Annotated in this window: 23 protein-coding genes; 13 read left to right on the top strand and 10 right to left on the bottom strand. The window is 66.1% G+C overall.

The window, feature by feature from the left end; translation table 11 throughout:
- Window positions 1-93 precede the first annotated feature (93 nt).
- Window positions 94-936 (bottom strand): polyphosphate kinase 2 family protein, encoded by an 843-nt coding sequence (locus WFK36_RS20205; RefSeq protein WP_336793836.1) that lies wholly within the window; start codon window positions 934-936, stop codon window positions 94-96.
- Window positions 933-1,706: a TetR/AcrR family transcriptional regulator gene (locus tag WFK36_RS20200; RefSeq protein ID WP_157436107.1), complete on the bottom strand. Its 774-nt coding sequence runs from the start codon at window positions 1,704-1,706 to the stop codon at window positions 933-935. The genes WFK36_RS20205 and WFK36_RS20200 overlap by 4 nt, the downstream gene beginning before the upstream one ends.
- Before the next feature lie 139 nt (window positions 1,707-1,845).
- Between WFK36_RS20200 and WFK36_RS20195 the strand changes: the two genes are divergently transcribed.
- The 5 genes from WFK36_RS20195 (at window position 1,846) to WFK36_RS20175 (ending at window position 5,836) form a co-directional block, all read left to right on the top strand.
- Window positions 1,846-3,063 (top strand): DUF445 domain-containing protein, encoded by a 1,218-nt coding sequence (locus tag WFK36_RS20195; RefSeq protein ID WP_336794064.1) that lies wholly within the window; start codon window positions 1,846-1,848, stop codon window positions 3,061-3,063.
- A 120-nt stretch (window positions 3,064-3,183) separates the two neighbouring features.
- Window positions 3,184-3,636 (top strand): helix-turn-helix domain-containing protein, encoded by a 453-nt coding sequence (locus WFK36_RS20190; protein WP_008380535.1) that lies wholly within the window; start codon window positions 3,184-3,186, stop codon window positions 3,634-3,636.
- 9 nt (window positions 3,637-3,645) lie between these two features.
- A complete protein-coding gene (locus WFK36_RS20185; RefSeq protein ID WP_008380537.1) occupies window positions 3,646-3,972 on the top strand; it encodes a DUF2516 family protein in 327 nt (108 codons plus the stop codon).
- A gap of 19 nt (window positions 3,973-3,991) precedes the next feature.
- Window positions 3,992-4,738 carry a MerR family transcriptional regulator gene (locus WFK36_RS20180; RefSeq protein WP_008380540.1) on the top strand — a complete coding sequence of 249 codons (747 nt, stop codon included), beginning with the start codon at window positions 3,992-3,994 and terminating at the stop codon, window positions 4,736-4,738.
- 24 nt (window positions 4,739-4,762) lie between these two features.
- Entirely contained in the window at window positions 4,763-5,836 is a 1,074-nt protein-coding gene (locus WFK36_RS20175) for an alpha/beta fold hydrolase (RefSeq protein WP_336793833.1), read from the top strand.
- On the opposite strand, the gene WFK36_RS20170 is transcribed toward WFK36_RS20175, so the two are convergent.
- Window positions 5,814-6,878, bottom strand: a complete 1,065-nt coding sequence (locus tag WFK36_RS20170; protein ID WP_336793832.1) for a UDP-N-acetylmuramate dehydrogenase — start codon at window positions 6,876-6,878, stop codon at window positions 5,814-5,816. The genes WFK36_RS20175 and WFK36_RS20170 overlap by 23 nt on opposite strands.
- 24 nt (window positions 6,879-6,902) lie before the next feature.
- On the opposite strand from WFK36_RS20170, the gene WFK36_RS20165 reads away from it, so the two are divergent.
- The 6 genes from WFK36_RS20165 (at window position 6,903) to WFK36_RS20140 (ending at window position 11,700) form a co-directional block, all read left to right on the top strand.
- Window positions 6,903-7,391, top strand: a complete 489-nt coding sequence (locus WFK36_RS20165; RefSeq protein ID WP_336793831.1) for a DUF2505 domain-containing protein — start codon at window positions 6,903-6,905, stop codon at window positions 7,389-7,391.
- 22 nt (window positions 7,392-7,413) lie between these two features.
- Window positions 7,414-7,926 carry a DUF2505 domain-containing protein gene (locus tag WFK36_RS20160; protein WP_008380547.1) on the top strand — a complete coding sequence of 171 codons (513 nt, stop codon included), beginning with the start codon at window positions 7,414-7,416 and terminating at the stop codon, window positions 7,924-7,926.
- Window positions 7,923-8,708 (top strand): class I SAM-dependent methyltransferase, encoded by a 786-nt coding sequence (locus tag WFK36_RS20155; protein ID WP_336793829.1) that lies wholly within the window; start codon window positions 7,923-7,925, stop codon window positions 8,706-8,708. Before WFK36_RS20160 ends, WFK36_RS20155 begins: the two co-directional genes overlap by 4 nt.
- Window positions 8,709-8,873: 165 nt before the next feature.
- Entirely contained in the window at window positions 8,874-9,755 is an 882-nt protein-coding gene (locus WFK36_RS20150; RefSeq protein ID WP_336793828.1) for a hypothetical protein, read from the top strand.
- A gap of 29 nt (window positions 9,756-9,784) precedes the next feature.
- Window positions 9,785-10,603, top strand: coding sequence for a carbon-nitrogen hydrolase family protein (locus WFK36_RS20145; RefSeq protein ID WP_336793827.1), 819 nt, complete (start codon window positions 9,785-9,787; stop codon window positions 10,601-10,603).
- Window positions 10,600-11,700: an LmeA family phospholipid-binding protein gene (locus tag WFK36_RS20140; RefSeq protein WP_336793825.1), complete on the top strand. Its 1,101-nt coding sequence runs from the start codon at window positions 10,600-10,602 to the stop codon at window positions 11,698-11,700. The genes WFK36_RS20145 and WFK36_RS20140 overlap by 4 nt, the downstream gene beginning before the upstream one ends.
- A 41-nt stretch (window positions 11,701-11,741) precedes the next feature.
- Here WFK36_RS20140 and WFK36_RS20135 read toward each other — a convergent pair whose 3' ends face one another.
- Window positions 11,742-12,593 carry a DUF559 domain-containing protein gene (locus WFK36_RS20135; RefSeq protein WP_336793823.1) on the bottom strand — a complete coding sequence of 284 codons (852 nt, stop codon included), beginning with the start codon at window positions 12,591-12,593 and terminating at the stop codon, window positions 11,742-11,744.
- A gap of 121 nt (window positions 12,594-12,714) precedes the next feature.
- Window positions 12,715-13,605, bottom strand: coding sequence for a formyltetrahydrofolate deformylase (gene purU, locus WFK36_RS20130; RefSeq protein ID WP_336793821.1), 891 nt, complete (start codon window positions 13,603-13,605; stop codon window positions 12,715-12,717).
- A gap of 27 nt (window positions 13,606-13,632) precedes the next feature.
- Here purU and deoC point away from each other — a divergent pair, with 27 nt between their 5' ends.
- Window positions 13,633-14,310, top strand: coding sequence for a deoxyribose-phosphate aldolase (gene deoC / locus WFK36_RS20125; protein ID WP_336793819.1), 678 nt, complete (start codon window positions 13,633-13,635; stop codon window positions 14,308-14,310).
- Here the strand turns inward: deoC and WFK36_RS20120 are convergent.
- Window positions 14,307-15,434, bottom strand: a complete 1,128-nt coding sequence (locus tag WFK36_RS20120) for an ROK family transcriptional regulator (RefSeq protein WP_008380557.1) — start codon at window positions 15,432-15,434, stop codon at window positions 14,307-14,309. The two genes, deoC and WFK36_RS20120, sit on opposite strands and share 4 nt — an antisense overlap.
- 41 nt (window positions 15,435-15,475) lie before the next feature.
- On the opposite strand from WFK36_RS20120, the gene WFK36_RS20115 reads away from it, so the two are divergent.
- On the top strand, window positions 15,476-16,231 hold the full coding sequence (locus WFK36_RS20115) for an SDR family NAD(P)-dependent oxidoreductase (RefSeq protein WP_336793817.1): 756 nt from the start codon (window positions 15,476-15,478) through the stop codon (window positions 16,229-16,231).
- On the opposite strand, the gene otsB is transcribed toward WFK36_RS20115, so the two are convergent.
- The 4 genes from otsB to WFK36_RS20095 are packed head-to-tail and all read right to left on the bottom strand — an operon-like array spanning window position 16,218 to window position 19,394.
- Window positions 16,218-16,976 carry a trehalose-phosphatase gene (gene otsB / locus WFK36_RS20110; RefSeq protein WP_336793816.1) on the bottom strand — a complete coding sequence of 253 codons (759 nt, stop codon included), beginning with the start codon at window positions 16,974-16,976 and terminating at the stop codon, window positions 16,218-16,220. The genes WFK36_RS20115 and otsB overlap by 14 nt on opposite strands.
- Window positions 16,973-18,439, bottom strand: coding sequence for an alpha,alpha-trehalose-phosphate synthase (UDP-forming) (locus tag WFK36_RS20105; protein WP_336793815.1), 1,467 nt, complete (start codon window positions 18,437-18,439; stop codon window positions 16,973-16,975). The genes otsB and WFK36_RS20105 overlap by 4 nt, the downstream gene beginning before the upstream one ends.
- A gap of 6 nt (window positions 18,440-18,445) precedes the next feature.
- Window positions 18,446-18,607 carry a hypothetical protein gene (locus WFK36_RS20100; RefSeq protein WP_008380565.1) on the bottom strand — a complete coding sequence of 54 codons (162 nt, stop codon included), beginning with the start codon at window positions 18,605-18,607 and terminating at the stop codon, window positions 18,446-18,448.
- 10 nt (window positions 18,608-18,617) lie between these two features.
- Entirely contained in the window at window positions 18,618-19,394 is a 777-nt protein-coding gene (locus WFK36_RS20095; RefSeq protein ID WP_336793813.1) for a MerR family transcriptional regulator, read from the bottom strand.
- Window positions 19,395-19,415: the final 21 nt, after the last annotated feature.

Here is a 19,415-nt window from a genome sequence, read left to right as displayed (position 1 = left end):
GTCCTCGCCGGCTCGGCTGGCGCCTCGCGGGCTGCGGAGTAGCGCGACCACTGTTCTCGCCCCTCGGCTCCGCTGCGCGCGTCCGTCGCCGTACTAGTCCAGCGAAGCGACTCGCGCCTTCTCCGCTTCGACATCGAACGTGGCGGGAGGCCAGGCGAGGTCGAGTGACTCCAGCGCGTCGAGGAGCAGTTGGGCGACAGACAGGCGCGCGAACCACTTGCGGTCGGCCGGAATGAGGTGCCACGGCGCGGCATCGGTGTCGGTGAGATCCAGAACATCCTGGTAAGCGGCGAGATAGTCGTCCCACAGGGCGCGTTCGTCGATGTCGTTCGGATCGTACTTCCAGTACTTGTCCGGTCGATCCAAGCGCTCGGCGAGACGGTTGCGCTGCTCATCCTTCGACACCGTCAGCAGACACTTCACAATCGTCACACCCGATTCGGTCAACTCCTTCTCGAAGGTGTTGATCTGCTCGAACCTCGGACGCCATACGCTCTCGGGGACCACGTTGTGGACCCGAACAGGAAGCACGTCCTCGTAGTGCGAGCGATCGAACATCCCGATCCTGCCTGGTCTGGGCAGGGCATTGCGGATCCGCCACAGGAAGTCGTGCGCGAGTTCTTCGTCGGTGGGCTTCCCGAAGCCGGTCACGGTGAGCCCTTGGGGATCGAACAAGCCGCCGACGTGCCGGACGATGCCGCCTTTGCCCGCGGTGTCCATGCCCTGCAGGACTAACAGGACAGAGCGTGTCCCACCGGAACGTCCTTCGGCGTAGAGCATCTCCTGCAACGATGCGAGCCGTTCCCCGATGACGGCCAACTCGGCAGTCCCCGATGTCTTGTCGCCGTTGTATCCGGGAGTCGACGACGTGTCGAACGTTGCGATCGGGCCGACGGAACGAGCGCAGAGAGCCGACGTCTGAACCTTGTTCGTCACTGGTCCTCAGTCTCGATCGGCGGCATGGGGAGCGGATCGGCAGCGAATGCGGCCGGATCTCCGTTGCGTGTCACGATGCCGACGATTCCGCCCCACACCAGCATCGTCAATTCGTCCACCAACTGCGCAGATGAGCCGTCTCCATGCGCGAGAACATCGTCGACCGCGCGGATGATGGCACCGACGATCGCAGCGGCCCACGTCCGAGAACCGGAGGTCAACGCTCCTCGTGCCGACAATCGAGCCTCAAGCGTCGACGCGACGGCTCCGGTGAAGATTCGTTCGGTGTGGGCGATCGACAGGCTGCCCGCCGTCCGTCCGGTGGTGAACAGATACAGGTTGGGGTCCTCGGCGACGGTCTCGACATATGCGCCGATCACCGCGCGGACCAGGTCGTAGTCCACCAGATCGTCCGTCAGGGCGACAGTCACCTTCGGCAGCAGAGTCGACTCCATATAGGTGACGGTGACCGCCGCGGCGAGGTCGTTCTTGTCCGCGAAGTACCGGTACAGCACCGTCTTCGACACTCCGATGTGCGACGCGATCTCGTCCATCCCGGCTTCGGCGCCGAGATCGCGGAGCGCCTCGATCGTCCCCCACGTGAGCTCGGCGCGCCGCTCCTGCTTGTGTTTCTCCCACCGTTGCTTGCGGCCGTCCGACGTGACAGCCTCGACCGCAGGCACCAATATGCGCTGCTCCAGCTCACGTGTGAGGGTGCGCGCGGCGTTCACGGCCACCGAAGCGGACGACAGCGGATTGAGGTTCGGCATCACCTGGCAACACTAGTGCGTGTTCGGGAAGACTGGTGGCGTGTCGACAACCTTGGGACAGCAACCACAGCTGCCGAGATCGACGCCCGCAGGTCTAGACGTCGCGGGCGACGAACAACGCGCACGTGACCTCCGCAAGATGAAGATCGTCGCGACAGGCATGCTCCTCGGGGCGGCGGCGGTGTACTTCGTGATGCGCTGGATCGAGCACCGGGACGGCACAGACACCGCAGCATGGGTCGGCTTCGTTCGGGCGGCCTCGGAGGCGGGAATGGTCGGCGCCCTCGCCGACTGGTTCGCCGTCACCGCGCTGTTCCGGCAGCCGCTCGGCATCCCGATCCCGCACACGGCGCTGATCCCCCGCAAGAAGGATCAGATCGGCGACCAGCTCGGCGAGTTCGTCGAGCAGAACTTCATGACGCCCGAGGTGATAGTCGACCGTGCGGTCTCCCTCGACCTGCCGCGCCGTGTATCCGGGTGGGTCGCCGACCCCGCGAACGCAGGACGCGTCAACGACGAAGTGTCGCGTGCGATCAAGCTCGGTTCCGAGATGCTGCGCGATGAAGACGTCGAGAAGTTCATTCAGGCAGTGCTCAAGTGGGCCGCCGAACCACTGTGGGCTCCGCCGCTCGGTCGCATCCTCGAACAACTCGTCGACGAGGATCGGGTGGAGCCGATCGTTCAGATGCTGTGCGACCGCGCCCACGAATGGGCGCTCGGCAGCAGTGAGCTCATCGACCGCGTCGTCGACCGCGACGGTCCAGCGTGGGTGCCGAACTTCGTGAACAACCTCGTCGGCGACAAGATCTACAAGGAACTGACCGAGTTCACCTACAAGGTGAGGGCGGATCCGTCCCACGACGTCCGTCGAGCGATGCACGACTTCGTCAAAGAGTTCGCGTACGAGCTGCAACACGACGAGGCGACGATCGCCAAGTTCGAAGGCATCAAGGCCGAACTCCTCGGCCGCGACGAGGTGAACGGCGCCGCGTCGACGGCCTGGCAGGCGGGTAAGGACGTCATCGAGCAGATGCTCGACGACCCGTCGTCGACCCTCCGCACATCGATCGCCGACGCAGTGGTCCGGCTCGGCGTCCGGATCCGTGACGATCAGCCGCTGCAGGACAAGATGAACACGTGGATCGCGCGGATCGCTCGCCACGTCGCGGAGAACTACTCGGCCGAGATCATCTCCGTCATCACCGACACCGTTCGGGGCTGGGACGCCGAGGAGACCAGTCGCAAGATCGAACTGCAAGTGGGTCGCGATCTCCAGTTCATCCGCATCAACGGCACTGTGGTCGGCTCCCTCGCAGGTCTCGCGATCTACACGATCTCCGTGCTCGTGTTCGGCTGACCTCTCGACTGCGCTCGAGGAACGGGGGAGGCGCCAGTTCCGGCTCCCCGAGCCGGTGCTTGCACTTGTTAGCACTCGTTCGGCACACTGGACTTCTAGAGAGAAGCAGGTTGATCGAACGTGAGCAGTCACAGTAAGAAGTCCGATGCCGAGCAGTGCGACGACGCGAGCACCGCGGACGCGGTTGCGGCGGCAGCGCAGGACATAGGCGCATTCATCCGCACGCAGCGGCTCTCGGCGCAGGTGTCTCTTCGCCAGCTCGCCGAACGGGCCGGGGTGAGCAATCCATACCTGTCGCAGATCGAACGGGGACTCCGGAAGCCGTCGGCGGACGTCCTCGCGCAGATCGCCAAGGGCCTGCGCGTCTCGGCGGAGGTCTTGTACGTCCGCGCCGGGATCCTCGAGGAGCGCCCGGCCAGTCCGGTCCGCGACGCGCTGCTCGTCGACGACTCGATCAGCGAACGCCAGAAGCAGATGCTCCTCGAGATCTACGACTCGTTCCGACGTGAGAACGCGCAGACAGAGGACGGCGCAGACGACGCGGCGTCCAACGTTGACAACGCTCGTGGGTAAGGTGGCCTGGTGACTGTTCAAGACGTGGTACTCAACGCCCGGTTGTACCTGGTGCTTGCGCTCGGTGTCATCGCCGGAGTGTCGGCGCTGGCGGCGCTCGTGCATGCGGTGAGCACTCGGGCCGACGCGTTCACCGCGGTGGACGCGCAGTCGAAGACGTTCTGGGTCGCGCTCCTCGCCGGCTCCAACGTGCTGATCTGGCTGTTCGTGATCGGCGGACTCGGGATGATGGTGCTGTTCCTGGTGGGCGTGGTCGCGTCGATGGTGTACATCGTCGACGTCCGTGTCCGCGTCGATGAGATCCTGAACCGCAACTGGTTCCGGAAGCTCGGATGACGCTCGTCAGGGCCGACGCATGACCGAGTACCGCATCAACGACCTCGCCCAGGTGTCGGGCGTCAGTGTCCGCAACATCCGCGTCTACCAGGATCGCGGATTGTTGCCCGCACCCACCATCCGCGGCCGCACCGGGTGGTACTCCGACGAGCACCTCGTCCGGCTCAACCTGATCTCCCGCATGCTCGAACGCGGCTACACGTTCGCCACGATCAGCGAGCTTCTGCACGCGGCGCATTACGGCATGAAGGTGGAGCACGTACTGCGCGCGTCGCCGAAGACCAATCGGTTGATGAGCATCAAACGGGCCGCCACCATCACCATCACGGAGCTGCGGAAGTCGCTCGGGGCGTCGGATCGGGCAATCGGTATCAGTCAAAAACTCGGGCTCCTCACCAAAGACGGCGCGCACTACGCTGTGCGCAACCCAGAAGTACTCGGTAGTGCTGAAGCCCTGGTCAAAGCGGGTATTGACATCGACGTGCTGCTCGACATGTGGGTGCGAGTGGAGCAGGACCTGGCCGACGTCGCGCACAGCTTCGTCTCGTTGATCACCGACAAGTACTTCGACGAGAATCTGCCGGAGCTGGGAGACCAGACATTCACGCGGATCGCTGAACTCATCCAGACTGTGCGTCCCATGGCGCACGAGATCGTCGAGTCGGCGTTCTCGAAAGCACTTGACGACGAGATCTCCCGCGCAGTCGGCGAGGCGAGCTCGATCTTCGACAAGTCGAAAGGCCCCGCGGCGTCGTCGGGTGACTGACGCCGTGCACTGAGAGGAACACTCATGGTTGACGTGAACTGGCGTGGTCTAGGCAAGGGCGCGCTGATCGGCGCGGGACTAGTCGGAGGTGTCATCGCCGCCGAACTGGGGACTGTCGGAGCGCTCATTCTGCGCGAGGCGTTCAAGTACCCGACCCCCGTCCAGGACGGTCCGGACCCGCGGGTCGAGCCGCCGGCAAAGGCGCCCCGCTCGTCCGTCGTGGGAACGCCGGACGGTGCACTGCTCCACGTCGCGACAATCGGCGACGTCGACGCCGCAGACGAGGTGATCGTCCTCATTCACGGATGGACGTGCAACACCGGATTCTGGAATCCGCAGTTCCATCACTTCGCGGACAACCGCGCAGTCATCGCGTATGACCATCGAGGGCACGGACTGTCCGAGCTGGGCTCGGTCCGGCCGTCCGTCGAACTCCTCGGTCAGGACCTGCAGACCGTCCTGGAGGAGATGGTCCCAGAGGGCAAACGCGCCGTGCTGGTCGGGCATTCCATGGGCGGTATGACGATCATGTCGTGGGCAGCGCAGTTCGGTTCGGGGATGGAGGAGAAGATCTCGGCCATCGTCCTGACGTCGACGGCTGCGAAGGACGTCGTCCAGCGTCAGCAGCTCGTTCCCGAACTTCCGCGTTTCCTCCGTCCGGCCGAACCGTTGGTGGAGCGTGCGTTCGTCTCTCTGCCGCTTCCTCTTGCGAGCAACGACTTGAGCGCCAGGATCGCGCACTACGTCGCTCTCGGCCCGGTCGCGCGGCAGGCGCATGTCGACTTCACCGACAAGCAACTCGCCGCGTGTTCGCCGTCGGCGCGCGGCGCATGGGGAACGGCCATGTACAGCCTCGACGTGACCGCGGGCCTCGAACGGATCTCCGTTCCGACCGCTGTTGTCGTCGGCGCGAAGGATCGCTTGACGAAGGTGGAGCATTCACGGGAGATGGCCGACGTGCTCCGAGCCAACGGGGTGCTGCACTCGTACACGGAGTTCCCGGGCGCGGGTCACATGGTGCCGTTCGAGCGCGCCGACGCGTTCAACGCAGTGCTCGACACCGTCCTCGGCGATGTCAGCGAGGCAGTGAACAGCTGACGAACACGGGCTCGGGGTGCAGGACGACGCCGAACGCGTCGCGCACTCCGTCCCGCACGTCGGCGGCCAACGCCACCAGGTCGGCGGTGGTCGCGGCACCACGATTCGTCAACGCCAGAGTGTGCTTGGTGGACAGTCGCGCGGGAGCGTCCTCGGCGGGGTAGCCGCGAGTGAAGCCTGCCCGTTCGATGAGCCAGCCCGCCGACAGTTTCGATCCGCCGTCGGACGGAAAGCAGGGGATCTTCACATCGTCGCCGACCTTCGCGACGATCGCCGCCATCACCTCGTCGATCCGGTCGTCGCCGACCACCGGATTGGTGAAGAACGATCCCGCACTCCACGTGTCATGGTCGTCGGCGTCGAGCACCATGCCCTTGCCCGCTCGCAGGCCGAGCACCACATCTCTCACCTGGGCGGCGGGAGCCGACGAGCCCTCGTCCACGGCGAGACGCTGAGCCAACTCTCGGTAGGCGATCGGCTGCGAGACTCCGCCCGGATTGAGCCGGAAGCTGACCGTGAGGACCACGTGTGTGTCGGTGCCCTTGAGCCTCGACGTCCGGTATGCCAACTCGAGGGCCGACGGTGCGGCCCACTCGGCTCGGCCGGTGGCCCGGTCGAGCAGTTCGACGCCGCGCAGCAGGTCGCCGACCTCAACGCCGTACGCGCCGACGTTCTGCACCGGCGTGGTGCCTGCCGCGCCGGGGATGCCGGAGAGGCACTCGAGTCCACCGAAGCCTGCGTCGACGGTCGCGGCGACCAGCGTGTCCCAGTCGGTCCCGGCAGCGGCGGTGACGAACGGTCCGTCGTCGTCCGAGTCGAAGGTGATGCCGGTGCTGCGGACGATGACCGCGGTGCCCGCGAATCCGTCGTCGCCGATCACCAGGTTCGATCCACCACCGATCAACAGGACCGGTTCGTCGGCCCGGTCGAGTCGGGTCACCGTCTCCACGAGCGACGCCGTGTCCGTGCACTCGACGACGGCTCGCGCGGGTCCGCCGAGACGCAGCGTGGTGTACGCGGACAGGAGCTGTGCGTGGGTCATGCGGGTAACGGTAACCTCTCCTTCATGGCGAGCAACTTCGAGCATTCGGTGTCGTACCCGTTCTCTGTGGCAGAACTGTGGGCTCTGCTCAGCAGTGAGCAGTACTGGCGTGATCTGCTGAAGGCGACCAACGCCGATCACGGTGTCCTCGAATCGTTCACCGTCGACGGCGACTCGGTGACCGTCGTGACCAAGCAGGGCATCGCCGCGGCGAACCTGCCGAAGGCCGTCACCGCGGTGCGCCCGGGCGATCTGGAGATCCCTCGCACCTGCGTGTTCACCCGAAACGGCGACACGATCACGGGCCGGATGGACGCATCGGTGACGGGTGCTCCGGCCAAGATCTTAGGTGACATCACGATCGCGGGCGATCAGGCTGTGGCGAAGTACGCCGGCAGCGTCGACGTTCCGATCCCGTTCGTCGGCGGAAAGATCGAACGCGCCGTCGCCGAGCAGGTCGTCATCCTTCTGGACGCGGAGCGCGACGCAACGCTCGATTTCCAGCAGAGTTAATTTCCCAGTTACCCTGGGGTCCATGGCACGACGGCTCAGTTACTCCGCCCGCTACGAGCACCCGGCGGAGAAGATCTACCAGGCGCAGATGCAGCGGGAGTACTGGGACGCGCTGATGGTGCAGTTCCGGGAACTGACGCCCATCTCGAATGTCGAAGAGTTCGAGTCCGGTGACGACGGCATGCGAGTGGTCCTCAAGCAGACGATCACACGCGACATGCTTCCGCCGGTCGCGCAGACCGTGATGAAGAAGGACATGGTCATCACGCGGGTGGAGACGCTCGGCGCGTTCGTCGCCGACAAGACGCCCGGAACGTACACGGCGTCGATCCCCGCCGGTCCGGGCTCGTTGAACGGCGAGCAGGTGCTGTTCCCGACGGAGACCGGCTGCACCGTCCGCAAGACGACCGAGGTGAAGGTCTTCCTTCCGTTCATCAACGGCAAACTCGAACAGCTGATGCTGATCAACCTGGTGGACCTGTTCCGCGGTGAGGCCGAGTTCACGGCCGAATGGGTGAGCAAGAACCTCGCATGACCCGATCCGGACGGGCGGGCCGACCGCTCGGACGGATCACCCGTGGCACCACCAACATCAACCGACTGCGCCGCGTCGACCGCGCGATGGCGGGCGACCGGCGGGTGCGCGCAGCACTGGACGTGCCGCAGCCGCTCGCCGTCGACCTCGGGTACGGCGGACGCCCGGACACCGCCGTCGAGATGGCTCACCGCCTCCGTGCCGTCGTCCCAGGACTGAGCCTGGTCGGCCTCGAGATCGATCCGGACCGGATCGTGGAACCTCGTGGCGGTGTCCGCTTTGCGCTCGGCGGGTTTGAACTCGCCGGACTGAGACCCAATCTGGTCCGCGCCTTCAACGTCCTCCGGCAGTACGACGAGGCCGAAGTCGACGAGGCGTGGGCGCAGATGCGATCGGCGCTCGCGCCGGGCGGGCTGATCGTCGAGGGCACGTGCGATGAGATCGGGCGCAGACACTGCTGGGTGCTGCTCGACGCCGACGGGCCCGTCGAACTGACTCTGTGCTGGTCGCCGACTCACTCGGATCGACCGTCTGATCTTGCGCCGCGACTGCCGAAGGCGCTGATTCACCGCAACGTGCCGGGCGAACTCGTCCACGACCTGCTCGTCGCCGCCGACCGAGCGTGGGATCGAGCGGCCGGACAGGCCGCTTTCGGGCCACGCGACCGGTGGCGGGTGGCGCTGGGAATGCTCGCCGACGACGGAGTGCCGGTCGTCGTCCCGCGTGGACGGCGGGTGGACAACATGCTCACCGTGCCCTGGTCGGCGGTTCACCCGTCCTGACCTTGTGCCGTGTGTTGAAAGTTCCTCAATGGTTGGCGGCACCGGCCTTGCCGGCTGCACAGCGGAGCACCACCAACCGTCTAGGAACTCTCAACACACGACACTTGGGTGATCTGAACGGACGATGCTCTCAGCAGAGGCATTCGACGCGACTACCATGAGCGCATGTCGACGCCAGGTACGCCAGGATCGCCCGATGGGCAGCAGTCAGGGGTGAATCATTTCGCCGAGACGGTGCAGCGTGACATCGGGTCGGACCGCGTATCGCTCGACAAGGGATCAACCGAGCAGTTCGCCAACCCCGGTCTCCCGCAGGACCAGGACGCCTACGGCTACCCCGCTTCCCAGCTCGAACCCCAGTATCCCGGCCCCCAGTATCCCGGCCCCCACAACCGCGGCGCGCAGTATTCCGCGGGCCAGTATCCTTCCGGCCAGTATCCGATGACCGGGTATCCGCAGCCCTACGGTCGGTCCGGGCAGTCTGCCGCGCGCGGCGTGATCCTCGGCCTGGCGATCGCCTGCGTCATCGCGTTGGTGATCGGCTGCGTCGTGGTCTGGAAGAAGGTGTCGGACTCGTCGGACTCGACGGTCGAGACGACCACCGCGCAGGTCGGGATTCCACAACCGGGCCTGACGACCACCACGACATTTGTCGATCCGGAGGCGAAGGCTGCGAGCGACCTGGCCTCGTCCTCGGCGTCGGACACCGCGTACATGCGGTCGAACTCCGACAACCGGTGGGCCGCGCAGGTGAGTGCAAAATGGCCGGGCCTGTACGCCGAAGGACGGACTTGGGACAACGCCTCGATCTACAGCGAGTACCTTTCAATGAAGCAGCGATATCCGAACGTACGGCTGCTCCGCTCAGCTGATTGGCCCGTCTTCACCGAGAAGCACTGGTGGGTCATCGTCTCAGCGCAGCAGTTCTCGACACCGTCCTCAGCGTTGTCGTGGTGCGTGAGTCAATCGCTCGACAAGGATCACTGTTTCGCCAAGTTCATCAGTTCGACAAGCGGCCCGGACGGTTCCACGCTGTACCAACGCTGATCGTCGAGCACAACAGCGAGGAGTACCGCGTGCGGCTGGCGATGGCCCAGATCTCCACCGGAACCGACCCCCACACCAACCTGACACGCATCATCGACGAGACGCGGCGGGCCGCATCCGCCGGCGCGGACCTGATCGTGTTCCCGGAAGCCGCCATGTGCCGTTTCGGGGTGTCGCTGACCGACGTCGCGCAGCCGCTCGACGGGCCGTGGGCGTCACGGATCGCCGACGTCGCGACCGAGGTCGGGATCAGTGTCGTCGCAGGCATGTTCACGCCGTCCGACGACGGCCGGATCCACAACACCCTGTTGGTGGCACGACCCGGGCTGCGGCCGATCGGCTACGACAAGATTCACTTGTTCGACGCGTTCGGCTTCAGCGAATCGGCGACGATCGCGCCGGGGGACCGGACCGTGATCGCCGAGATCGCGGGACACGAGGTCGGGTTCGCGACCTGCTACGACATCCGGTTCCCCGAACTGTTCACCGAACTCGCACGTCGGGGTGCAGAGCTGATCGTGGTACCCGCATCGTGGGGTGCCGGTCCGGGCAAACAGGAGCAGTGGGAACTCCTCGCATCGGCGCGGGCCCTCGATTCCGCGACACACGTCGTCGCCGTGGGGCAGGCGTTGCCGACCGATCCGGCGGCTCGGAAATCGTCAGCTCCCACTGGGGTGGGCCATAGCCGAATCTCAGATCCGTTCGGTAGCGTGATCGCCGACTATGACTCCGGTGAACGGGTCGATCTGCACGACATCGACCTGACCCGGACCGACAAGGCGCGAGCGGCGCTGGCGATCGGCGCCAATCGCCGTGACATCCGCAGCCTGGATGGGACCCGAGCATGACCGACGACAGCACTCCGAGCGGGGAGACTCCCGACAACAGCCCACCTGTCGGAGACGCCGCTGCCGCGACGCCTTCGGCGGACCCGGCTCAGCCGGAACCGGTGGGCCCCGCAGAGTCGACGGACGCGGCCGACGACACCCCGACCGGGGAAGTGATCACCGGACCGATCGACCCGACCCGCCGCCCGGCAGAGCCCGCGACGCACGCCTACTCACAGGCGTCGCGCCCTCCGACCCGTCAGATGGAAGCACTCGGCACCGGTGCGTTCGATGCGCCGAGCAACCCGGGCATCCCCGTCGCGAGTTCCAGCCCGGAGATCCCCGTGACGAAGTCCGCGCCGGCGGCGAACAAGCACGGCCGCAGGCGCACCATCGCCCTGATCTCCGCAGCAGTGGTGCTGCTGCTCGTCATCGCGGGCGTGGGCTCCGAGCTGTACATGCGCAGCAAGGTCACTGACTGCATCTCGAACGCATTCGGCGGGCTGACCGGCGCGTCCACCGACGTGTCGGTGTCGCGAAAGCCGATGCTGCTCGCAGTGTTCGGCAGTGAAGTGCCGTGGGTCCAAGTGGACACCAACGACGGCGACGCCGCCGACATGCGGCTCCACGCGCGTGCCGAAGGAATCAGCACAGACGGCGGCACAGTCCGATCGCTCAAAGGCTCGGGTTACCTGCCGTACAAGCGGATCACCGAACTGAGCAACGAGAGCCAGCAGAGCGGCGGCGCGACGATCAAGTCGATCTCGGCCGACGCGAACGCAGGCACCATCAAGCTCGAGACCGAGGTTCCGATCGCGATCCTGAGCATCCCCGCGACAGTGACGCTGAAGCCGACCGTGACGAACGGGACAGTGAAGTTCGAGGTCAAGGATGCGACCGCGCTCATGTTCGGGCTGCCCTCCGACTTCGCGCAGCCGATCGTCGACCAGGTGACGACGTCGATGTTCGGGCCGCTGTTCAAGCAGATCAAGGTCAGCGACCTCAAGGTGACGGGATCGGGCATCGACTTCGCGTTCGCCGGGTCCGACGTCAACCTGAAGGCCGCCTCCGAGGGGCAGTCCGCCGCGGGCGAATCGTCCGGCAGCTGCTCGATCTGAACCGCCGTGTGAAATGTGCACGTGAGCGGACGTACTACCCCTTATAGATCGGTGTAGGAGCGCTCACGTGCACATTTCACACGACGTGACGGCCGCTGATGGACTCCGGCTGCGACCGCCTCCATGATCGAGGTCGTCACGTACTCCCACTCGTACAGAACTTGATCCCGGCTGAAGCGCAGCGTTGTGTAGCCGAGCGCAGACGCGGCCACGTCGCGGGCGCGATCTTCATCGAAGCGTTCGAGGTGGAACTCCCGGCCGTCGGTCTCGATGATCAAGTGTTTTCCCACCAAGAGGTCGACCTGACCGACAGTGTCGATCTGCACCTGGATGCGGACCTTGACATGCTTGCCCTCGAGAAAGAAGCGGATCATCGACTCGGGGCCGGACATCGCCCTACCGTCGCATCGGTCGAGCAGGGCGAGAATACGCTTCGGTGCGTTGCGGAACTGGTAGTCGATCTGCTCGCCGGTCATGAACCCGAGATTCATCACGGAGTCGCATACTGCGACGAACTCTCCGCGATCCAGGCAACGCGCCGCATATTGCAGTGCTGTCGGGATGTCGTCTATCGCGGTACAGGCCGGGTCGTCTCGACCGAACCGCTCACAGAACCTGCTGTCCGGGACGCGGGCCGCACGGCCGATGGTTCGGATGTGGACATCGGGCTGCTCGGGTACCCACACGCCGTGCTTCTCCAGCGCCGACACACAACTCAGAACTCCGCCCCGGTGAACAGCGGTCACCAGATCCTGGGGCGGGTCGCCGATTGCATACCAACCACGGCGAATCTTCCGCGCGATGCCGTTCTTGATGCACTCGGCGAAACCCGCACGGCCCAACCGCCTGATCAGGTCCTGCGCGGAGTACACCCCGGTGCGTATCGGATTCATGCCGCAAGGATCGCCGACATCTTCTGGGTCGCTTCGGGTTCATCACGAGAAGTCGACATCTGTGGACAACGCGTGCGTCATCCACAGATCGACCTGTGGTGATGCGTCTGAGGTGAAGGTCTTACGTGAAGACGACGGTCTTTCGGCCGTAGACCAGGACGCGGTCCTCCAGATGCCAGCGGACTCCGCGAGACAGGACGAGGGTCTCGATGTCGCGGCCCTGGCGGACCATGTCGGCCGTCGTGTAGTCGTGGTTGATGCGGCTGACGTCCTGCTCGATGATCGGACCGGCGTCCAGATCGGCCGTCACATAGTGGCAGGTGGCGCCGATGAGCTTCACACCACGGTCGAAGGCCTGGTGGTAGGGCCGGGCGCCGACGAAGCTCGGCAGGAAGCTGTGGTGGATGTTGATCGCACGTCCGGCCCAGGCCTCGCAGAGGTCGGCGGGCAGGATCTGCATGAAGCGCGCCAGCACGATGGCGTCGGGCCGGTAGCCGTCGACGATGCGCCGCACCTCGGCGAACGCCTCGGTCTTTCCGTCCTTGGGGAACGGGACGTGGTGGAACGGGACGCCGAAACGTGTTGTGAGTTCCTCGAGGTCGCGATGGTTGCCGATGACGGCAGCGATCGTCGCCGGGAACTCGCCGCGCTCGGCGCGGGAGAGCAGATCGGTGAGGCAGTGACTGTCCTTGCTGACCAGGAGCACCGCGGTCTTCTCGACCGACGTGTCGGTGAGCGTCCACTCGGTCTCGGGGCCCATGTCTGCTGCGATTCGAGCGAATCGCGCACGAACGTCGTCGACGTTGATCTCCGCGGAGTCGATGCGGACAGCCTGACGTGTGAAGAACCATCCTGTCGACTCGTCCGAGTGGTACGACGCCTCCGTGATCCATCCTCCGATATCGGAGATGAAGCCGGAGATGGCGGCGACGATGCCGGTGGTGTCGGGGCATCCGAGGGTGAGAACGAGACGTCGTGCGTCGTCGCTTGCGGGGCGCTGTGCGGTGGTCACGGGTCTAAGTGTGCCAAGCTCGAACCTGTGACGAACAGCAACCTGAACCGAGCCGCCGTCGCGGCCCTCGTCGACCACACTCTCCTCAAGCCGGAAGCGACACGGGCCGATGCCGAAGCGGCGGTCGCCGAAGCCGTCGACCTGGGCGTTCATGCGGTCTGCCTGTCGCCGTCGATGCTGCCGATCGACACAGGCGCCGTGCGCAGCTGCGTCGTCGCAGGCTTCCCGTCGGGTAAACATCATTCCCTCGTGAAGGCCGCTGAGGCGCGGTTCGCTGTGGAGTCGGGAGCTCGCGAGATCGACATGGTGATCGACGTGGGCGCCGCCGTCGGCGGTCACTACGACGAAGTGTTCGCCGACGTGATGACTGTCCGGCAGGGCATCGGATCCGATGTCCTGCTGAAGGTGATCGTCGAGTCGGCGGTCCTGCTGGGGACCATCGGTGAGGACGGGTTGACGCAGGTCAGTCAGAAGGCAGTGCAGGCGGGCGCCGATTTCGTGAAGACGTCGACGGGATTCCACCCGGCCGGCGGTGCGAGCGTCCGCGCGGTCGAGGTGATGCGTGCAGCGGTCGGCCCCCATGTCGGGGTCAAGGCGAGTGGCGGCATCCGTACCGCCGAGTTCGCGGCTGAACTGATCGCCGCGGGCGCGAGCCGTCTGGGGTTGTCGGGATCGCGCGCGGTCCTCGAGGGATTCCCGCTCTAGACGACCGCGAGCGGGTCGACGTACACCGCCGACAGCGCGACGGCGATCGCGGCGGCCTCCGGGACACCGATCCCGAAGCACGTCGGGTTGATCTGCAAGGGTCGGTCGATCCGGGTTGCGGCGTCGAACGCCGCCTGAACCGGCGCGAGCCCCTGCGGGTGGGTCGCGAACGCGTCGCCGGCGACGATGATCTCATCGGGATTGATCACATCGCGCATGGCGGCCACCGCTTCGCCGAGCACCCGAGCCTGGTGATCGGCGATCACACTGGCGTCCGGTTGCACGCCGAGGCGTGCCGCTACAGACGCGGTCGCCTCGGTTCCGATCACCGACTGCAGAGGGGCGATCGGCTCGGTCGACAGGATTCCGGGCGCCACGGGCAGCCCGGCGATGGTTCCGGCGCCGTGCATCGGTTGGTGGACTTCGCCCGCGAACGTCATCGCCATGCCCACGGTTTCGCGGGCGTAGAAGAACAGGCCCGACTGCCCGTGGTCCATCGACCCCGACAGGATCAGGTCGGCTGCGGCCATAGCCTGCACGTGCTCGGACACCGACACCGGGACACCGAGCGCCGCCGTCAGCTCCGGGCCGAGCGGCTGGCGATGCCAGTTCAGGATCGGATGGTCGACGATGCCGGTGTCGGCGTCGACCGCGCCACCGATCGCTGCACCGCCCCACAGCACACGACGGCCGGAGAACCGGTCGGCTAGCTCACGCAGCAGCCCGCACAGGCGACGCACCGCGTCGGACGCGTCGATTCCTGCGAACTCCTGGGTGCGGATGGCGTGTGAGTACAGCGTGCGACCGCGGAGGTCGGCCACCACCAGGGCGGTGCGCAGCGCGCCGACGTGCATGCCTGCCACGCAGTAGTGGTCCCGGTCGAGGGTCAACGGAATCTTCGGCCTGCCGATGGCTCCGGTGTCGACGAGGTCGGGCCGCTCCGTGATCAGTTTGGCTTCGAGCAACGCGTTGACCTGACGGTTCACTGTCGCCGCAGACAAATCGACTGCGGTCACGATCTGATCGCGAGTGACCGGGCCTCCGGCACGGACGGCGTGGAGAACCGCCGCTGCCGGTCCGGTCCCGACTCGTAGTCGTGCAGGGACGACGCCGCCTGAGCTCATGGCGTCAAAGCTAGCAGTCGACCCGGCTCTACTATGGCTGCATGAGCACCGCCGCATCTGACACGTCCCGCCGAGTCGCCGTCGTCACCGGAGCGAGCTCGGGGATCGGAGCCGCGACCGCCCGTGCACTGGCCGGCGACGGCTACGACGTGGTCCTCGGTGCTCGCCGGGTCGATCGACTCGAAGCGCTCGCCGCGGAGATCGGCGGACGCGCGCGGCAGTTGGACGTGACCGACCCCGAGTCGGTCGACAGGTTCGTCGCAGGTCTCGACCGCGTGGACGTCCTCGTCAACAATGCAGGCGGCGCGAAGGGCCTCGCGACGGTCGCCGACGCCGACCTGGACGACTGGCGGTGGATGTGGGAGACGAACGTCGTCGGCACCCTGCGCGTCACGAAGGCCCTTCTACCTGCGCTGGAGGCGTCCGGCGACGGGCTCATCGTGACGATCACCTCGCTCGCTGCGATCGAGCCGTACGACAACGGCGCCGGCTACACCTCGGCCAAGCACGGGCAGGCGATGATCCATCGCACCCTCCGCCTCGAATTGTTGGGCAAGCCGATCCGCCTCACCGAGATCGCCCCTGGAATGGTCGAGACGGAGTTCTCCCTGGTCCGGTTCGACGGCGACGCAGACAAGGCCGACGCCGTCTACTCCGGGCTCGAGCCGCTGGTGGCCGACGATGTGGCCGAGGTGATCTCGTTCGTCGCGTCACGCCCGCCGCACGTGAACCTGGACCAGATCGTCCTCAAGCCGCGCGATCAGGCGAGCGCTCGACGCAACATCAAGACCGGCTAGCGACAACCGCTTCGAGAACGTCCGCGACATCGTCCGGGCCGTCGATGCGGTACCGCGCCGACGTTGCGCCGTCGCCGACCTTCACGCTCACGTCGCCGGGCAGGTTGAGACGCGCGAACGCCTTCTCGTCGGTGATGTCGTCGCCAATGTAGAGCACAGCCTGTGCATGGCCGATGTCGCGGAGACGATCAAGCGCGTGACCCTTGCTGGTCTCGATCACCGCCAGTTCGATGACCGCCTTGCCGTATGTCACGTGCACGCCTTCCCACGACGCGGGACCTTCGGCGGCGAGTGCGAGTGCCGCGTCTGCATCCTCTGGTGAAGCGTTTCGGACGTGCAGGGTGGTGCTTGCCGGTTTGATCTCGACGGATGTTCCGGGGAAACGGGCGGCGAGAGCCTCGAACTCGGTGATCACTCGATCGAGCAGCGCGCGTTTCTCGGCGGTGACGGGGTCGGCGAAGCCGGTGTCGAACTCGGCGCCATGGCTCCCCACCAGGACCACCGGATCTCCGAGCCCAGACAGCGCGGCCAGGTCGGCGCGAGCTCGTCCGGACACCAGCGCGACATCCATGCCGGGCAGTGCGGCGGCTGCGGCGAGCGCGGCGACCGACCTCGGATTGGGCTTGGCGTCTTCCGGACGGGAGACGATCGGTGCGACACACCCGTCGTAGTCCGAGGCGAGCAACACCCGGTCGAGGTGGGCGAACTCGGCGATCGCATGACCGAGGGGGCCGTCGATCCTCACGCGATCTCCTCATTCGCCGCACTCGCACCCGCGAGGGACTGCAAGAAGCTGTTGGCCCACAGGTCGACGTCGAAGTCGCGCACCTGCTGGTGCAGAGCGGCCATCCGTGTCCGTTTCGCTGTCGGGTCGTCGGTGACGGCTGCTTCGATCACGTCCATCACGTTCTGGTCGTCGTAAGGATTGAGAAGGTAGGCGGCCTCACCCAACTCTGCGGCCGCTCCGGTGAACTCGCTGAGCACCAGCGCGCCGCCGTGGTCGGCACGACATGCTGCGTACTCCTTCGCCACGAGGTTCATACCGTCTCGGAGCGGTGTCACGAGGACGACGTCCGCCGCCATGAAGTACGCGAGAAGCTCGTCGCGGGGGACCGGCTGCAGCAGGTAGCGGACCGGCGGCGACGTGGTGGTCCCGTACGTGCCGTTGATGTGGGAGACGCTCCGCTCGATGCGATTGCGGACGGCGATGTAGCTGTCGACCTGTTCCCGGCTCGGGCTGGCGAGCTGCACGAACACGGTCTCCGCCGGGTCGAGACGGCCCGCGGCGAAGAGTCCTTCGAGGCCTTTCAGCCGGACGTCGATGCCCTTGGTGTAGTCGAGGCGGTCGACGCCGAGAAGGATCGTTCTCGGATCGCCGAGCTCGGCGCGGATCTGTGCCGCACGGTCGAGCGTCTCCGACGCCTGGTCGGCGACATCGGCAGCGTTGATGGAGATCGGGAACGACCCCACCCGCACGGTGCGCGTGCCGGTGGTGATGCTTCCGAGTCCGTCGCGGACGCCGACGGGGTCGCGGGAGGTGTCCAGGTCGAGGACCCGGCGGACGAGGGTCAGGAAGTTCTCCGCGCCGCCCGGCAGATGGAACCCGACGAGGTCGGCGCCGAGCAGCCCTTCGAGCAGTTCGCGGCGCCACGGGAGCCGGGTGAACAGTTCGTACGAGGGGAACGGGATATGGAGGAAGAACCCGATCCGCACGTCCGGACGCAGTTCCCGCAGCATCGCGGGTACGAGTTGGAGCTGGTAGTCGTGCACCCAGACGGTGGCGCCCTGCGCAGCGGACGCGGCAGTCGCCTCGGCGAACCGCCGGTTCACCGTCACATAGGTGTCCCACCAGTCGTGCCGGAACACCGGCTCCACCAGCAGGTCGTGATACAGCGGCCAGAGGGTCGAGTTCGCGAAGCCCTCGTAGTAGTCGGCGATCTCGCCGCTGCTCAACGGCACCGAATGAATGTCGATCCCGTCCACCCGCGGTTGCTCGTCGAGCGGAGCCCCCTGCTCGTCGAGCGAAGTCGAGGCAGCTGCGCCGCTCCACCCGACCCACGCGGCCTCGCGGGTCGCGAGAGTCGGGGTGAGAGCCGTGACGAGACCTCCCGGTGCACGCTTCCACGTGACCGTCCCGTCGGGTTGAACACGCTTGTCGACGGGGAGCCGGTTGGCTACGACGACGAATTCAGCACCCGTGTCGGTCATCGACGATCAGGCGGACTCGTCGGTGGCGAGGCCCAGCATGGACAGGAGCATCCGGCATTCGTCGGCGTCCGCGGCATATGTGGCGACCACGCGGCGGGCCGAGATCGCCGTCTCGTCGGCGACCGGAGTCAGATCGTCTTCTGCGATGTCTTCTGTCTTGGCAGGCATGCAGGTGATTCTACGCGTGACCCCGGTGGACGTCCGAGTTGGCGACGATCGCATCCCGGACGTACTGCGCGAGACCGGGTTCGAGAGCGTTGTACGTTGCCGCGAACCGTTCGTCTGCGATGTACATCTCGCCGAGGCAGCGATGGAACTCGTGGTCGCAGTCGTAGAAGCGGTCGTTGATCTGCAGGCGAGCGCGTTCGGCAGCCGCGCGGGCTCGCTCTCCGTCGGCCGGCTCGCCGGATGTCATGGCGTCGACGAACTCGGCGTTCACCGCATCCTGCTCGGCCTTGACGTCCGCCCAGTCGGCTTTCGTGTAGGTCGACGTTCGGGCCGCGGACTGCGTCCACGCGTCCGTCTGGCCCCACCGTTCCTCGGCCTCTGCCTGGTATTCGTCAGAGAACCCGTCTCCGAACAGTTCCTTCAATTCCGCGTCTGTGGCGGGTCGGTTCGTCATCTCACGCTCCAATGCGTCGTCTATCGCGCTCACGAGCTCACTGAGTTCGTCGAGCCTGGCTGTGACGACTTCACGTTGTCGGCGGAGATGATCGACAGCGTCGTCGGCCCCGTCGAGCAGGTCGGCGATGTCGTCGAGAGACATCTCGAGCCGGCGATACACCACGATCTGCTGCAGGCGGAGCAGGTCAGCCTGCGTGTACAGCCGGTACCCGGCCGTTGATCGCTCGGTCGGGGACAACAGCCCGATCTCGTCGTAGTGGTGCAGTGTTCGCACCGTCACCCCGAAATGCTCTGCCAGTCGACCCACGGTCCACGTGTCGCTTCGTGTCATCGTCACTCCTGAAGATCGTGG

The organism is Gordonia malaquae (genome assembly GCF_037148075.1).
In the GTDB taxonomy this organism is placed as follows: Bacteria; Actinomycetota; Actinomycetes; order Mycobacteriales; family Mycobacteriaceae; genus Gordonia; species Gordonia malaquae.
The sequence above is the reverse complement of the archived record's forward strand: the minus strand, read 5'-3'. Positions and strand labels throughout refer to the sequence as shown.

Bases quoted from the DNA above. Each gene is read 5' to 3' on its own strand.
- WFK36_RS20150 (WP_336793828.1), top strand. From the start codon at position 8,874: ATGTCGACGCCAGGTACGCCAGGATCGCCCGATGGGCAGCAGTCAGGG.
- WFK36_RS20170 (WP_336793832.1), bottom strand. From the start codon at position 6,878: ATGACCCACGCACAGCTCCTGTCCGCGTACACCACGCTGCGTCTCGGC.
- WFK36_RS20160 (WP_008380547.1), top strand. From the start codon at position 7,414: ATGGCACGACGGCTCAGTTACTCCGCCCGCTACGAGCACCCGGCGGAG.
- WFK36_RS20105 (WP_336793815.1), bottom strand. From the start codon at position 18,439: ATGACCGACACGGGTGCTGAATTCGTCGTCGTAGCCAACCGGCTCCCC.
- WFK36_RS20115 (WP_336793817.1), top strand. From the start codon at position 15,476: ATGAGCACCGCCGCATCTGACACGTCCCGCCGAGTCGCCGTCGTCACC.
- WFK36_RS20135 (WP_336793823.1), bottom strand. From the start codon at position 12,593: ATGAATCCGATACGCACCGGGGTGTACTCCGCGCAGGACCTGATCAGG.
- WFK36_RS20165 (WP_336793831.1), top strand. From the start codon at position 6,903: ATGGCGAGCAACTTCGAGCATTCGGTGTCGTACCCGTTCTCTGTGGCA.
- WFK36_RS20140 (WP_336793825.1), top strand. From the start codon at position 10,600: ATGACCGACGACAGCACTCCGAGCGGGGAGACTCCCGACAACAGCCCA.
- WFK36_RS20155 (WP_336793829.1), top strand. From the start codon at position 7,923: ATGACCCGATCCGGACGGGCGGGCCGACCGCTCGGACGGATCACCCGT.
- WFK36_RS20175 (WP_336793833.1), top strand. From the start codon at position 4,763: ATGGTTGACGTGAACTGGCGTGGTCTAGGCAAGGGCGCGCTGATCGGC.
- WFK36_RS20180 (WP_008380540.1), top strand. From the start codon at position 3,992: ATGACCGAGTACCGCATCAACGACCTCGCCCAGGTGTCGGGCGTCAGT.
- WFK36_RS20195 (WP_336794064.1), top strand. From the start codon at position 1,846: ATGAAGATCGTCGCGACAGGCATGCTCCTCGGGGCGGCGGCGGTGTAC.
- WFK36_RS20095 (WP_336793813.1), bottom strand. From the start codon at position 19,394: ATGACACGAAGCGACACGTGGACCGTGGGTCGACTGGCAGAGCATTTC.
- WFK36_RS20200 (WP_157436107.1), bottom strand. From the start codon at position 1,706: ATGCCGAACCTCAATCCGCTGTCGTCCGCTTCGGTGGCCGTGAACGCC.
- WFK36_RS20100 (WP_008380565.1), bottom strand. From the start codon at position 18,607: ATGCCTGCCAAGACAGAAGACATCGCAGAAGACGATCTGACTCCGGTC.
- WFK36_RS20120 (WP_008380557.1), bottom strand. From the start codon at position 15,434: ATGAGCTCAGGCGGCGTCGTCCCTGCACGACTACGAGTCGGGACCGGA.